Source organism: Blastococcus saxobsidens (assembly GCF_010682065.1).
GTDB classification, from domain to species: Bacteria; Actinomycetota; Actinomycetes; order Mycobacteriales; family Geodermatophilaceae; genus Blastococcus; species Blastococcus saxobsidens_B.
The window spans coordinates 18,857-31,772 of record NZ_JAAGWG010000041.1; the positions used below are offsets into that span (position 1 = coordinate 18,857).

Sequence of the window (12,916 nt, forward strand, 5' to 3'; positions counted from 1 at the left end):
CCGAGGACTCCCCTTGCCCCTGCGCCCTCTCGTCCGAACCGACGGATACCTGCCCATCGAGGACCACGGTCTGATCGGTGACGGCGTGACCTGCGCGCTCGTGGGCCGGGACGGGTCCGTCCCCTGGCTGTGCCTGCCGAACTTCGACAGCCGGCCCTTCCTGGCGGGCATCCTCGACACCGCGCGGGGCGGCAGCTTCGACATCACCCCGGTCGGGCTGCGGGAGTCCGCCCAGCGGTACCTGCCCGACACCGGGGTCCTGGTCACCGAGATGCAGGGCGACGGCGGCCGCCTGGAGCTCACCGACTGCCTGACGCTCCGCTCGGGAGCCGACCTCGCCGAGCCGGTCCCCTCCGGCCGGGGCGAGTTGCTCCGGGTGGCCCGTGCCGTCGGCGGGTCGGTCGAGGTCGACGTCCGGCTGGCCCCCATGGACGGCGTGCTGGTGCGGCCCGAGCTCGGTGCCTGGCGGATCCTGTGGGCGGCGCAGCCCGGGCTGGAGATCCTGCTGTCGGCCACCTCGCCGCTCACCGTCGGCCGGGACGGCGCGATCCGGGGCCGGGTCACCCTGCGCGCGGGCGAGCGGCTCACGGTGGCGCTGCAGTGGTCCGGCCAGACGCACAGCCGGGTCACGAGCGAGCCGGAGCGGCTGGTGGACCAGACCGCGGCGGCCTGGCGCCGGTGGTCCGGCCGCCTGGAGTACGCCGGCCCGCAGGACGCACTGGTCCGCCGGTCGGCGCTGACCCTCAAGCTGCTCGACCACGCGCCGACCGGGGCGCTCATGGCCGCGGCGACGTCCTCGCTGCCCGAGGAGATCGGCGGCGAGCGGAACTGGGACTACCGCTTCACCTGGGTGCGGGACGCGGCGTTCTCCAGCTACGCGCTGCGGCGGATCGGGATGCGGGACGAGTCCGACGCGTTCCTCGCCTGGACGCTGCGCAACGTGGAGCGGGACGACCGCACCAGCATCTGCTACTCCCTCGACGGGACGCGTCCCGGCATGGAGTGGGAGGACCTGGCGCTGTCGGGCTACCGCGGCTCCGGCCCCGTCCGGTGGGGCAACGGCGCGGCCCGGCAGGTGCAGAACGACGTCTACGGCGAGCTGCTGGACGTCGCCTACCAGTGGGTGCGCGCAGGCGGCGTGCCCGACGAGCACCTGTGGCGGGCGCTGACCGAGCTGACCGAGCAGGCGATCGGCGGGTGGGCCACCCCCGACAACGGCATCTGGGAGATCCGCGACGCCGGACGCCCCTTCACCTACTCCGTGGCGATGTGCCAGGTGGCCGTCGACCGCGCGCTGCGGATCGGCGAGCTCTGCGGGCTCCCGCACCCGCGCGAACGGTGGCGCCGGGAGGCCGACCGCATCCACCGCACCCTGCTCGAGCACGCCTGGGACCCCGAGCGCGGCACGTTCACCGAGCACCTCACCCCACCCGGTCAGGGCGACCGCGGCGGCCTGGACGGCTCGCTGCTCACCCTGCCGCTGCGCCGGCTCGTCGCGGCCGACGACCCGCGGATGGTCGCCACCACCGAGGCGGTGCGCCGGCACCTCGACGCCGGGGACGGGCTGCTCTACCGCTACCTGCACACCGAGTCCCCCGACGGCCTGGCCGGCGGCGAGGGGGCGTTCCTGCTCTGCAGCTTCTGGCTGGTGGACAACCTGGCGGGCCAGGGGCGGCTCGACGAGGCGCACCAGCTGTACGACTCGCTGTGCGGGCGGGCGAACGAGCTCGGTCTGCTCGCCGAGGAGATCGACCCCACCACCGGGGCGTTCCTCGGCAACTTCCCGCAGGCCTTCAGCCACGTCGGCGTCATCACCAGCGGCTGGAACCTGTCCCGGGCCGAGGAGGCGCGGCGGTGACGCGGGCGTTCCTGGTCCTCGGCGGCACCGGCGACCTCACCGGCCGGCTGCTGCTGCCCGGGCTGGCCGAGCTGGTGGACGCGGGCATCGTGGCCGAACCGCTCGAGGTGCTCGCCCTCAGCCAGGAGAACTGGTCCGACGACGAGTACCGGGCCTGGGCGCGGGAGCGGCTGGCCGAGCACGCCGCCCACGTGCCCGAGGCGTCCCGGGAGCGCCTGGTGGCCGGGCTGGGCTACCGGCACGGTGACGTGACGGTGGCGGCCGACCTGCGGGCCGGCATCGAGCGCACCGGCGGCATCCCCGTGATCTACCTGGCGCTGCCCAACACGGTGTTCCTGCCCGCGCTGGAGGCGCTGACCGAGGCGGGGGTGCCCGAGGGCGCCGTCGTCGCCGTCGAGAAGCCGTTCGGCCGGAACCTGGCCGACGCCCGGGCGCTCAACGCCGTCCTGCACCGGCTGGTGCCCGAGGAGCGCGTCTTCCGCACCGACCACTTCCTGGCGATGCAGACCGTGCTCAACATCCTGGGTCTGCGGTTCGCCAACCGGATGTTCGAGCCCGTCTGGAACGCCCAGCACGTCGAGCGGGTGGACATCGTGTTCGACGAGACCCTCGGCCTGGAGGGCCGGGCCGGCTACTACGACACCGCCGGCGCGCTGAAGGACATGCTGCAGAACCACCTGCTGCAGATGCTGGCCGTCGTGGCCATGGAGCCCCCGGCCGCGCTGGACGCCCGCAGCCTGGCCGCCCGCAAGGCTGACGTGTTGCGCGCCGTCCGATCGCCCGAGGACATGGGCCGGGACACCGTCCGCGCCCGGTACACCGCCGGCCGGGTGGGGGACCGGGAGCTGCCCGACTACACGGCCGAGGACGGCGTCGAGCCCGACCGAGGGACCGAGACCTACGCCGAGTACACCGTCGGCATCGACAACTGGCGGTGGGCCGGGGTCCCGTTCCGGCTCCGTTCGGGCAAGGCGCTGGGCGCCGACCGGCACGAGATCGTGCTCCGCTTCAGGCCGGTGCCCCACCTGGCTTTCGAGCAGGGGACGGCGGCGGGCGGGCAGGTCGAGCCGGACGTGCTGCGGCTGCGGCTGGACCCCGACGGCATCGGCCTCGAGCTCAACCTCAACGGCGCCGGGGACCCCTTCGAGCTGGAGCGCCGGTCGCTGGAGGTGGAGCTGCCGCCGGCGAGGCTGTCGGCCTACGGGCTGCTGCTGCACGAGCTGCTGGCCGGGGAGGCGGCGCTGTCGATCAGCGACGTCGAGGCCGAGCAGTCCTGGCGGATCGTCGAGCCGATCCTGGCCGCCTGGGCCGCCGACGAGGTGCCGCTGCTGGAGTACCCCGCCGGCTCCGAGGGCCCCGCCCGCGGCTGACGACCGCCGGCAGCATCGGATCGTCTGAGGTTCTCTAGCGTTAACGCTAGAGACTCGGATACGGGGCTCGAGCCGCCCGGCTGCGCGTGACTCCGGTCTCCGGTGAACGATGACCGGTGATGAGCGACGAACGAGACACCTCCGCCGACGGCGCGAGCTTCGAGAACCTGGGGCTGCGCCCCGAGCTGCTGAACGCCCTGGCCGCCCTCGGCTACGAGGAGGCGACCCCGATCCAGCAGGAGGCGATCCCGCCGCTCGCCGAGGGGCGCGACCTGCTGGGCCAGGCCGCGACCGGCACCGGCAAGACCGCCGCCTTCTCCCTGCCGGTGCTCCAGCGGCTCGAGGCCCACCGCACCGACCGAGCCCCGGTGGCGCTGGTCCTGGTGCCCACCCGGGAGCTCGCCGTGCAGGTGTCGGAGGCGCTGCACCGCTACGGCAAGGACCTCGGCGCCCGGGTCCTGCCGGTCTACGGCGGTGCGCCGATCGTCCGGCAGCTGCGCTCGCTGGAGTCCGGGGTGGACGTCGTCGTCGCCACCCCGGGGCGCGCGCTGGACCTGCTCAACCGCGGTGCGCTGAAGCTCGGCCAGGTGGCCACCGTCGTGCTGGACGAGGCCGACGAGATGCTCGACATGGGCTTCGCCGAGGACCTCGAGGCGATCCTGGAGGAGACGCCGGAGAGCCGGCAGACGGTGCTGTTCTCCGCGACGATGCCCCGGCGGCTCGACGCGCTGGCCCGGCGGCACCTGTCCGACCCGGTGCGGATCACCATCGCCAAGGAGCAGGCGGCGGCGGGGGAGGCCCCCCGTGTCCGGCAGACCGCCTACGTCGTCCCCCGGGGTGCCAAGTCGGCCGCGCTCGGCCGCATCCTCGACGTCGAGGCGCCGACCGCGGCGATCGTCTTCTGCCGCACCCGCGAGGAGGTCGACACGCTCACCGAGACCCTCAACGGCCGCGGGTACCGGGCCGAGCCGCTGCACGGCGGCATGAGCCAGGAGCAGCGCGACAAGGTGATGGGCCGGCTGCGCAGCGGGACGGCGGACCTGCTGGTCGCCACCGACGTCGCCGCCCGCGGCCTGGACATCGAGCAGCTCACCCACGTCGTCAACTACGACGTCCCCTCCGCGCCGGAGTCCTACGTCCACCGCATCGGCCGGGTGGGCCGCGCCGGGCGCGAGGGCGTGGCGATCACGCTCGCCGAGCCGCGCGAGCACCGGATGCTCAAGACCATCGAGCGGGTCGCCGGGGCGCCGATCAAGGTGGAGAAGGTCCCCACCGTCGCCGACCTGCGGGCCCGCCGGCTCGACCTGACCCGGGCCGCCCTGCGCGAGACCCTGCTCGAGGACGACCTCGACCGCTTCCGGGTCGTCGTGGAGACCCTCGCCGACGAATTCGACCTGGTGGAGGTCGCGCTGGCGGCGGTCAAACTCGCCCACGAGGCGGCCGGTGGCAGCGACGACGACGAGGAGATCCCCGACGTCGCGTTCCGCCCCGACCGTGGCGAGCGGGCCTCCGGTCGCCGCTCCGACGGGCCGCCCGAGGGTCGCGGCGGCCGCCCCGAGAGCCGGGTCCGTGCCGACGGCGGGGGAGAGGGCCGGGGTGGCCGGTCGTCCGGCGGGCGCGTCGCCCGGCTGTTCGTCGGCGCCGGCCGGGACGCCGGCATCCGGCCCGGGGACCTCGTCGGTGCGATCACCGGCGAGACGGGGCTGTCCGGTCGCGACGTCGGCTCGATCGAGATCCACCAGCGGTTCGCGCTGGTCGAGGTGCCCGAGTCGGCGGCCGACGAGGTCGTCCAGGCGCTGCGCGCCACGATGATCAAGGGGCGCAAGGCCCCCGTCCGCCGCGACCGGAGCTAGGCGCCGGGGATCCGCTCCGGCGGGACGGTGCTCGGCACCCGGTTGGGGCCGGCCTCGGGCGGCCGGGGCCGGTCCTGCGGGTGCAGCCGCACGGCCACCAGCGCGACGTCGTCGTCGGGGCGGCCGTGCACCAGGCGCTCGAGCAGCTCGTCCAGCAGCTCCTCCAGCGGCAGGCCGGCGAGCTCGATGAGGGCCTCGCGCAGCCGGAAGATGCCCTCGTCCAGGTCGGAGTCCCGCCGCTCGACCAGCCCGTCGGTGTAGAGCAGGACGGTCGCGCCGCGATCCAGGGTGACCACCGACTCGCGACGGCGGACGTCGGAGTCCACGCCCAGCAGCAGGTCGCCGTTCCACTCCGCCAGCTCCGCCACGCTGCCGTCGGGGTTGATCACCAGCGGCGGGAGGTGGCCGGCGTTCGCCCAGCGCATGCGCGTGAGGCCGCGCGCGAATTCGTCCGGCGTCTGCTCGAACCGGGCGATGGCCGCGGTCGCAAGCGTGGACATCTGCAGCGTGGTCATGGAGGTGTCCAGCCCGCGCAGCACCTCGACCGGTCCGGCGTCGCTGTAGGTGGCGATGCCGCGCAGCAGCCCGCGCAGCTGGCCCATCGCGGCGGCGGCCTCGGTGTCGTGACCGACGACGTCGCCGATGACCAACATCGTCGTGCCGCCCGGCTGCATGAAGGCGTCGTACCAGTCGCCGCCGACCCGGGCCGCCTCGGCGGCCGGCAGGTAGCGGACGGCGATCTCGGCGTGGTCGGGCTCCGGCGGCTCGGTGAGCAGGCTGCGCTGCAGCCCCTCGGCCAGCTGCTGCTGCGCCCCGTAGAGCCGGGCGTTGTCCAGGGCGAGGCCCACCCGCTCGGCGACGTCCTGCGCGGTGGAGAGGTCCTCCTCGCGCGCCGGCGTGCCTTCGGCGTAGTAGACGGTCAGCAGGCCCAGCGTGCGGTTGCGGCCGCGCATGGGCAGGACGATGGCCTCCCGGGGCGCGAGCTGCACGGCGAGGTCACGCGCCTCGCCGGGGGGCAGCAGCGAGGACACCTCCCGGCCGTTGCGGCGGATCGCCTCACCGGTGCGCAGGGCGATGGCGGCCGGTGAGTCCGGGGGCATCGCGTCCATCCGCAGGTGCATGTACCGCTCGAGGACCGGCCGCATCTCCTCGTCGGCGTGCCAGCAGCCGACGTCGCCGGGCCGGCCGTCGGCGTCCACCACGGTCACGATGCAGAAGTCGGCCAGCGCGGGGACGACCAGCTGCGGCAGGTGGGCGGTGGCGGTCCGGGTGTCCAGGGCCCCGGCGAGGTCGGCGCTGACGCCGGCCAGCAGCGCCAGGCGCCGCGCGGAGCGCTCGGCCTGGTCCTGCACCGACCGGCGCTCGGTCACCTCGAGGAAGTACACCGACAGGCCGTCGGGGGTGGGCCAGGCGCGCAGCTCGTACCAGCCGTCCAGCGGGGCGGGGTAGTACGCGTCGAAGGAGACGGGCTCCCCGGTGCGCACCGCCTCCCGGTAGCTCTCCTCGAAGACGCTGTTCATCGCGTCGGGGAAGGCCTCCCACAGCTCGCGGCCGAGCAGCTCGTCCCGCGAGGACTGGAGCAGGCGCTCGGCGACGGCGTTGACGTAGGTGAACCGCCAGTCCCGGTCCAGGCTGTAGAAGCCGGCGGGCATCGCCTCCAGGACCCGGGTCACCAGGGTGGCGGCCTCGCGCTCGCCGGTCACGTCGTAGGCGGTGCCGAGGATCCGGGTCGTCCGGCCGGCGGTGTCCAGCACGCAGCGGCCGCGGGCGTGGATCCAGCGGGTCTCGCCACTGGGCCACACGACCCGGTAGGTGGCGTCGTACCCGCCGCCGGTGTCGAGCGCCTGCTGGAGGGCCTCGTTGACCCAGGGCCGGTCGTCGGGGTGCAGGCGCGCGTCGAACGCGTCGATGGTCCGGCCGAAACCGTCGGGCTCGTACCCGAACATCGCGATGAGCTGCTCGTCCCACGTGAGCTCGCCGGTCTTCTGGTCCCAGTCCCAGGTGCCCACCCCGCCGGCCTCGGTGGCCAGCTCGAACCGCACGCGGTCGTCCTCGTACCGGCGCAGCAGGGCCGAGAGCTCGAGCTCGGTCATGACGGAGCCGGCCAGCTGCTGCAGGGTGTCGATCTCCGACCGGGCCCACGGCCGCGGCTCGGGGTCGAAGACGCAGAGCGCACCCACCGACTGCCCCTGGCCGTCGGTCAGCGCGGTGCCGAGGTAGGACCCCACGGCACCGGCGCGCACCGGAGGCAGGTCCTGGACCCGCGGGTCGTTACGGGCGTCGGGTACCACCAGGGACTCGCCGGCCGGCAAGGCGGCGGTCACCGTGCAGAGGGACTCCTCGAGCGGGCCGATGCTCCCCACCTCGGCCACGCCCGTGCCGGCGGCGACGAGCTGGTGGTCGACCAGCAGCGACACCTGGCTGCCGGCGGTGCCCATCAGCCGGGCGGCGAGGTCGGCGAGGCGGTCCAGGCCGGCGCGCCCGCCCTCGGGGAGGACCCGCCGGGCGGCGTCGACGCGGACCTGGTCCTGGCGCAGCCGCACTGCCGCGCGATCGGCCGGGGATGTGCCCGCCCGCACCGCACGGTCCGAGGATGGGTCCACCGAAGCCCTTCTGCCCGGCCGCCGCCGGAGTCGCGGACCGCCCGCCCACCTGTTGGAGTGGCGCGGTCCCAGCAGTTATGTCACGGCGGACCGGTTGGACGCAACCAACCGGTGCGAATGGGCACGAGAGATCCGCCTCAGCCGGCCGGGACGACCAGGGTGAGGGAGGGTCCGCCGTCATGTTCCACGTGCAACCCCGCCCGGCGGAGCAGCGCACGCAGCCGGACGACGTCGCCGGGCTCGGCGGTCGTCGTGGCCAGCAGCCGGGCGAGCCGGCCCTTGTGCGCCTTGTTGAAGTGGCTGACGACGGCACGGGTGCCGTCGGCGCGCTCGCTGAGGACCGAGACGGTCACCGCGCCCGGCACGGGCGCCAGGGCGGCGTAGGAACCGCTGCGCAGGTCGACCACGAGCCCGTCGAACCCGGCCAGGACGGGCCCCAGCGCCGGCTTCCAGAGCGAGCGCAGGGTGGGCAGCCCCGGGAGCGCCGACCCGGCGGACAGCCGGTAGGCAGGGATCCGGTCGCCGGCGCCGACCAGGCCGAACAGCGCGGAGCCGACGGCCAGCCGGCGGTCGGCCCGCTCCCGCTGCGCGCGGGTCAGCGAGCCGACGTCGAGGGCGTCGTAGAGGACGCCGGTGTAGCGCTGCAGCGCCGGCATCGTGGGGGCGGTCCGCAGGGCGGCGTTGCGGGCGATCTCGGCGTCCTGGGCGGGGGAGAGGCCCAGAGCGGCGCGGGCGGCCGGCACGTCCCCGGCCAGCGTGGCCAGCGCCCCGACGAGCTCGGTGCGCACCGGGGTGAGCTCGGGGGCGGTGAGCCCGGGGAGGTCCAGGGGCGGACCGTCGCCGCCGGGGGCCTTCGTCTCCGACGGCGGGAGCAGGACGAGCACGGGCAGCCGACCTCAGGACAGGTCGACGACGACCGGGGCGTGGTCGCTGGCGCCCTTGCCCTTGCGCTCCTCGCGGTCGATGAAGGCGCCCTCGACGCGGGCGGCCAGGGCGGGGGAGCCCAGCACGAAGTCGATCCGCATGCCCTCGCGGCGCGGGAACCATAGCTGCGTGTAGTCCCAGTACGTGTCTAAGGGTCCCGCTGGCCAGCCGTTACAGCACCATGTGTCCTTGGACCTGTACATATACCGCTCAGCCAATCAATGCCATTCTCGGTCAATCACGACGTCATGTGCCCCAGATGTGCCCCAGGCGATCGAGCAGTGCTCATGGTCGCGGAACCTGTCAGTTGGGGTCTTAGCGTTCTAGCGCTGAGGTGAGGAGCTCACCGACGAGCTCGAGGTCGTCGGCTTCGATGCCCCGCCCCTCAGGTACAGCCTGAATCTTGCGCAGCGAGCGGGCCGCGTGCTCGCGGAACCACCGCCGGGCGTGCAGGAGAGCGTCTGCGCGTAGTTGCTCGTCGGCATGCTCAAGTTGGCTCCTCGAGGCAGGCCCGCACTGAGTGTCCAGCGTCAACGAGATGATATCCAGGAGATCGGTGCCCTCCTTCGCGGCCCCGCGGTTCATGACTGCCTGCAGCTTCGTTGCGATGATCGGGCCAGGTTCGGCCACCGCGACGGTGACCGGGGCAGTCCCGGTGACGACGAGTGTTAGGTCCGTTGCCGTTTCCGCTGCCCATAAGTGGGATTGGACGTGGAGTCGGTCGTTCTCGTCCTCAGGGAGGGGATCGCGGTCGGCTTGGGACACAGGCAGCACGTCGACCTGTACTGGTCCTAAGGGGGTATCGAGAAGAGCCCCTGAGGGCCCACTCGGCAACGATTCCGTGAGCAGGAGTTCCAAGTGCGGTCGCCTGTCGGGGGTCTGGACGTCGACGGTGTCCAGGTCGGTCGTGGCCCGGTAAGGGGTACCGAGGCGGCACATGACAGCCAGGCCACCGACTACGATGACCGGGCTCCCGGTGAGTTCGGAGACCAGCGGAATGGCCGACACCAGGCGCGTCATGGCCTCGCCAGCGAGCTGGACCAGCCGGGGTTCACCAGACACGCTGTCCCGGCCCAGTCGGGTTCCAGTCCTGCAGGATCTCCCGACCGCGGCCGGGATCTTGGGCCAGGTCCAAAGCTACGAACAGCGGGTGGGCCAATGGCCACTCGCTGTTGCCGTCCACTCGCCGCGCACAGACGGCAGGGACGGGCGCGACCCGCACTTGACCGGCTCGCTGGGAGAAGCTCAAAGCCGGCCCTAGCAGACGCACGGCACGCCGGAGCGTGCTGCGGTCGGGAACGTAGAAGTCCAGCGGGTAGTCGGAGCGGATGGCCACCGGAGCGCCGTAGTGAGCGGCTGCGACCGTGTCGCTTAGGGCCCACCCAGTGGTCTTCTCGACATTGTCAAGGCCCAGCCGAAGGACATCGTTGTCCCTCCCGCGCCCCGGCCCGGGCAGTGATGCAACATCGGCCCGAGCCGAGCCCCAGTGCCGTGCCAGCTCCCAGAACAACTCTGGGCCCTCGGGCTCTAGTTCATCCGTGACCAGTTGGGCGGCCCGCAACGCCGAGAATGCCTGAGAGACCGTGCTGGGTGCCCGCGACAGTGCATCCGCGGCCTCGCGTACCCCCCACGCCTTCCAGGGTGTCATCAACAGCAGTGCCGCCAACTCCACCCCGACCTGACCGATGACACCCCTGCGCTCCGGCGCGGGTTCCAACAGACCGGCAACGGCTGTGTCCACGAAGATCCCCGGACCCACCAGTCGGAGGTGACCGCGCAGGTCGAGCCAGCCCAAACCCGCTTCATTCAAGACGTCCCGCGCAGCCGAAGTGATCCTCGGGGCCACGACGACCTGCATCGACGAGGCCGGGTAGTGGACGGCGCGGTTCCGCAGCCGGTGGGCAGCCTCCGTATTCACCAACGCCATCGTCTTGACTTCCACGGCGACGGCAGGCCCGCCGGGCGTTGAGATGAGTACATCCGCCCCGTAGTCACCCCCGGCCGGGGGCGGCTCGGCCCGTAATCCCAGAGAGTCGACCGCCGCGATGAATAGGTCTTCAGCATCAGCAGGCGTGAGGTCGGCGCGCATAGGGCCAGAGTGTCACCCGTTCGGTGTTCGGTAAACACCGAACACCGAACGGAGGGGATCCCCGCCCCCCGGATGCGCGCCACTCCCTGCAGGCATCGACCAGCAGTGATGACGATCGGCCTGGCGTCGACGCGTTGTGATGCGAGCGGGCCGGGCGTGGACTACACCCTGCCGGGCCCACCTGCTGCAACACCGCCTGCGATTGAGCGTGCACCTGCCGGAGGCGCGCGGCCGACGAACAGGAGTGGTCCAGCCGGCTGACCTGCTGAGCACCGGTACGACGGACGAGACGGCTCGTCCCGTCGGCCTCACCGGTGTGACTCGATAGCATCAAGGCAACGCACGGGGGGATAGATGCTCACAAGTCTTGAGACAAACTGGTTCCGCAGCAACCTCATGGCGTTCTGCATGCGCACGACAGGCAATGCCTGGGAAGACTTCATCACTGATGTAATGACTCGTCTCCACGGCGGTGCGTTTGTTCAGGTGGCCGCCTCGGGGCGCGGAGACAAGGGCTGTGACGGCTACGTTGATGGCCTGATGCTGGCCGCATACGGCGCGTCGAGCCCCAACGACAGGTACGTCACTAAGAAGATCAAGGACGACTTCACGAAGGCTAAGAGCCACTGGGGTCAAATGATGGAACGGTGGGCGTTCGTTCATAACGACGCCCAGGGGTTGCCCGTCATGGCAGCACAGACAATCGCAAGCCTTCGTAAGGCGGAACGCGCGATCGGTGGAGTGTCGGTCGAACAATGGACGCCATACACATTATGGGCCGAGTGTCTCCAGCATCTCGATAGCGCAGCGTTGTCTCACCGGTTTGGGGAACCGCCGTCTGAGCGGGCCGCAGGAATACAGTACATCGCAAGCTGTGTTAGGGCGCTCGCTCGTACGCGATTGATTCCTGGCCTTGATGAAGTGGCCGAAGTGCCTCCGGGGAAGATCGAGCACAATCGGTTTAATGACGAGACCACGGCCCTACTGAAGAACTATGAGGCCCTTACCGGCCACGTTCGCTATTACTTCGAGCGGGCCACGCCTGGGGAAGAGTTTCAAGTTTCTGAAAACATTCGCATCATCTACGACGGCTTGAAGGCCAAGCTACATGACGCAAATCTTGTGTTTCAAGCGTTGGTGCGCGAACTTGAGTCGCATGCTTTTCTCGACAATGGGGCCGATCATGTGCAAGAACGCCGGAGTGCGGCCCTGATGGTAGCAACGCACTTCTTCGAGACGTGCACCATCTTCGAGTCTCCCCAACAGGGACGGTGACCGCGAATGCTGCTGCCGTCTAAGTCAACACTCCCGGATCAGGCCCTCATCACAGTCGCAGGGCAAGTCCTTTTGCAGCTTGATCGGCCTCGGACCGTCAGTGCCACATGGGAGTCGCTGCGACGCTGGAGGCTGCAGAATAGGATGCAATCCGCAGTACCTTTCTGGTGGTTCGCATTGGCGTTGGACGTGCTGTTCACGGCCGATGCGGTCCGACTAGAAGACGAGCTACTGAGGATGAATCGTGCTTCACTCGCTGACTAGCTCCCTTCCCGATGCGAAACCTGCGGTCTTCGAGCCGGGGCTGAACGTCGCTCTGGCCGTCCGTACGCGCAATGCGCCGTCCAAAGACAGCAGGAACGCGGTCGGAAAGACGAGTTTTATTACGGCACTCGACTTCTGTCTCGGGTCAAACGCAGGGCCCAATCACTTGCTGCGCCGTCCCGAACTCGAGAAGTACGAATTTCGGCTTGACCTCACCGAGGCTGGCGCACGACACACCATTAGCCGGAGCGGGCAGGCGCCCAATGCGCCCGCTATCGATGGCGATATTGTCACCTTGGACATCCTGCGCCACCAGCTGGGGCGGGACCTCTTTGCGCTCGCGGGAACGGAATTCGAACCAAGCTTCCGCTCGCTCGTTGCGTACTACCTGCGCGCAGAATCCACAGGGGGGTTCAACGAGCCTCTTAGGACTGTCTCACGGCAAACGGACCTGGCCACACAGTTGCCGTTGGCTTATTTATTCGGCTTGGACATCAACCTGGTCGCTCGAGCAGCGGCAATATCGGATAGTCGTAAGAACGTTTCAGCACTGCGAAGAGCCACCAAAGACCCGGTATTCGGACGGACTCTGGGTAACACGGCGGATCTAGATGTACTGACCCGCCAGGTTGGTGACGCGGGCGGCGGGGGTTCGTCCGCCGAGCGCGGTGTGGCCGCGG

The 12,916-nt window shown here is 71.1% G+C and carries 11 protein-coding genes; 6 read left to right on the top strand and 5 right to left on the bottom strand.

Features of this window, described 5'->3' with window-relative positions; all coding sequences use genetic code 11:
* Positions 1–13: 13 nt before the first annotated feature.
* From GCU60_RS18640 to GCU60_RS18650, 3 genes are all read left to right on the top strand, one after another.
* On the top strand, positions 14–1,858 hold the full coding sequence (locus GCU60_RS18640) for a glycoside hydrolase family 15 protein (protein ID WP_239521427.1): 1,845 nt from the start codon (positions 14–16) through the stop codon (positions 1,856–1,858).
* Positions 1,855–3,228: a glucose-6-phosphate dehydrogenase gene (locus GCU60_RS18645; RefSeq protein WP_163207983.1), complete on the top strand. Its 1,374-nt coding sequence runs from the start codon at positions 1,855–1,857 to the stop codon at positions 3,226–3,228. The genes GCU60_RS18640 and GCU60_RS18645 overlap by 4 nt, the downstream gene beginning before the upstream one ends.
* A gap of 119 nt (positions 3,229–3,347) precedes the next feature.
* Positions 3,348–5,081, top strand: coding sequence for a DEAD/DEAH box helicase (locus tag GCU60_RS18650; RefSeq protein WP_163207985.1), 1,734 nt, complete (start codon positions 3,348–3,350; stop codon positions 5,079–5,081).
* On the opposite strand, the gene GCU60_RS18655 is transcribed toward GCU60_RS18650, so the two are convergent.
* The 5 genes from GCU60_RS18655 to GCU60_RS18675 form a co-directional block, all read right to left on the bottom strand.
* Positions 5,078–7,624: a SpoIIE family protein phosphatase gene (locus GCU60_RS18655; protein WP_345770696.1), complete on the bottom strand. Its 2,547-nt coding sequence runs from the start codon at positions 7,622–7,624 to the stop codon at positions 5,078–5,080. The two genes, GCU60_RS18650 and GCU60_RS18655, sit on opposite strands and share 4 nt — an antisense overlap.
* A 197-nt stretch (positions 7,625–7,821) precedes the next feature.
* On the bottom strand, positions 7,822–8,568 hold the full coding sequence (gene yaaA, locus GCU60_RS18660; RefSeq protein WP_163207989.1) for a peroxide stress protein YaaA: 747 nt from the start codon (positions 8,566–8,568) through the stop codon (positions 7,822–7,824).
* A 12-nt stretch (positions 8,569–8,580) separates the two neighbouring features.
* Positions 8,581–8,811 carry an endonuclease/exonuclease/phosphatase family protein gene (locus tag GCU60_RS21975; RefSeq protein WP_345770697.1) on the bottom strand — a complete coding sequence of 77 codons (231 nt, stop codon included), beginning with the start codon at positions 8,809–8,811 and terminating at the stop codon, positions 8,581–8,583.
* A 112-nt stretch (positions 8,812–8,923) separates the two neighbouring features.
* Positions 8,924–9,628, bottom strand: coding sequence for a prevent-host-death protein (locus tag GCU60_RS18670; protein ID WP_163207991.1), 705 nt, complete (start codon positions 9,626–9,628; stop codon positions 8,924–8,926).
* Positions 9,629–9,659: 31 nt separating this feature from the next.
* Entirely contained in the window at positions 9,660–10,697 is a 1,038-nt protein-coding gene (locus tag GCU60_RS18675; protein WP_163207993.1) for a restriction endonuclease, read from the bottom strand.
* A gap of 408 nt (positions 10,698–11,105) precedes the next feature.
* On the opposite strand from GCU60_RS18675, the gene GCU60_RS18680 reads away from it, so the two are divergent.
* The 3 genes from GCU60_RS18680 to GCU60_RS18685 form a co-directional block, all read left to right on the top strand.
* Positions 11,106–11,972 carry an ABC-three component system protein gene (locus GCU60_RS18680; protein WP_204262294.1) on the top strand — a complete coding sequence of 289 codons (867 nt, stop codon included), beginning with the start codon at positions 11,106–11,108 and terminating at the stop codon, positions 11,970–11,972.
* A 6-nt stretch (positions 11,973–11,978) separates the two neighbouring features.
* On the top strand, positions 11,979–12,236 hold the full coding sequence (locus GCU60_RS22330; protein WP_430537431.1) for an ABC-three component system middle component 6: 258 nt from the start codon (positions 11,979–11,981) through the stop codon (positions 12,234–12,236).
* Positions 12,217–12,916 (top strand): hypothetical protein (locus GCU60_RS18685; RefSeq protein WP_204262295.1); only part of this gene is annotated, 700 nt, incomplete at its 3' end. The genes GCU60_RS22330 and GCU60_RS18685, both read left to right, overlap by 20 nt.

What these genes read in the sequence shown, in the direction of transcription:
- GCU60_RS18650 (WP_163207985.1), top strand. Translation starts at nt 3,348, where the DNA reads ATGAGCGACGAACGAGACACCTCCGCCGACGGCGCGAGCTTCGAGAAC.
- GCU60_RS21975 (WP_345770697.1), bottom strand. Translation starts at nt 8,811, where the DNA reads ATGTACAGGTCCAAGGACACATGGTGCTGTAACGGCTGGCCAGCGGGA.
- GCU60_RS18670 (WP_163207991.1), bottom strand. Translation starts at nt 9,628, where the DNA reads ATGACGCGCCTGGTGTCGGCCATTCCGCTGGTCTCCGAACTCACCGGG.
- GCU60_RS18675 (WP_163207993.1), bottom strand. Translation starts at nt 10,697, where the DNA reads ATGCGCGCCGACCTCACGCCTGCTGATGCTGAAGACCTATTCATCGCG.
- GCU60_RS18680 (WP_204262294.1), top strand. Translation starts at nt 11,106, where the DNA reads ATGCGCACGACAGGCAATGCCTGGGAAGACTTCATCACTGATGTAATG.
- GCU60_RS22330 (WP_430537431.1), top strand. Translation starts at nt 11,979, where the DNA reads ATGCTGCTGCCGTCTAAGTCAACACTCCCGGATCAGGCCCTCATCACA.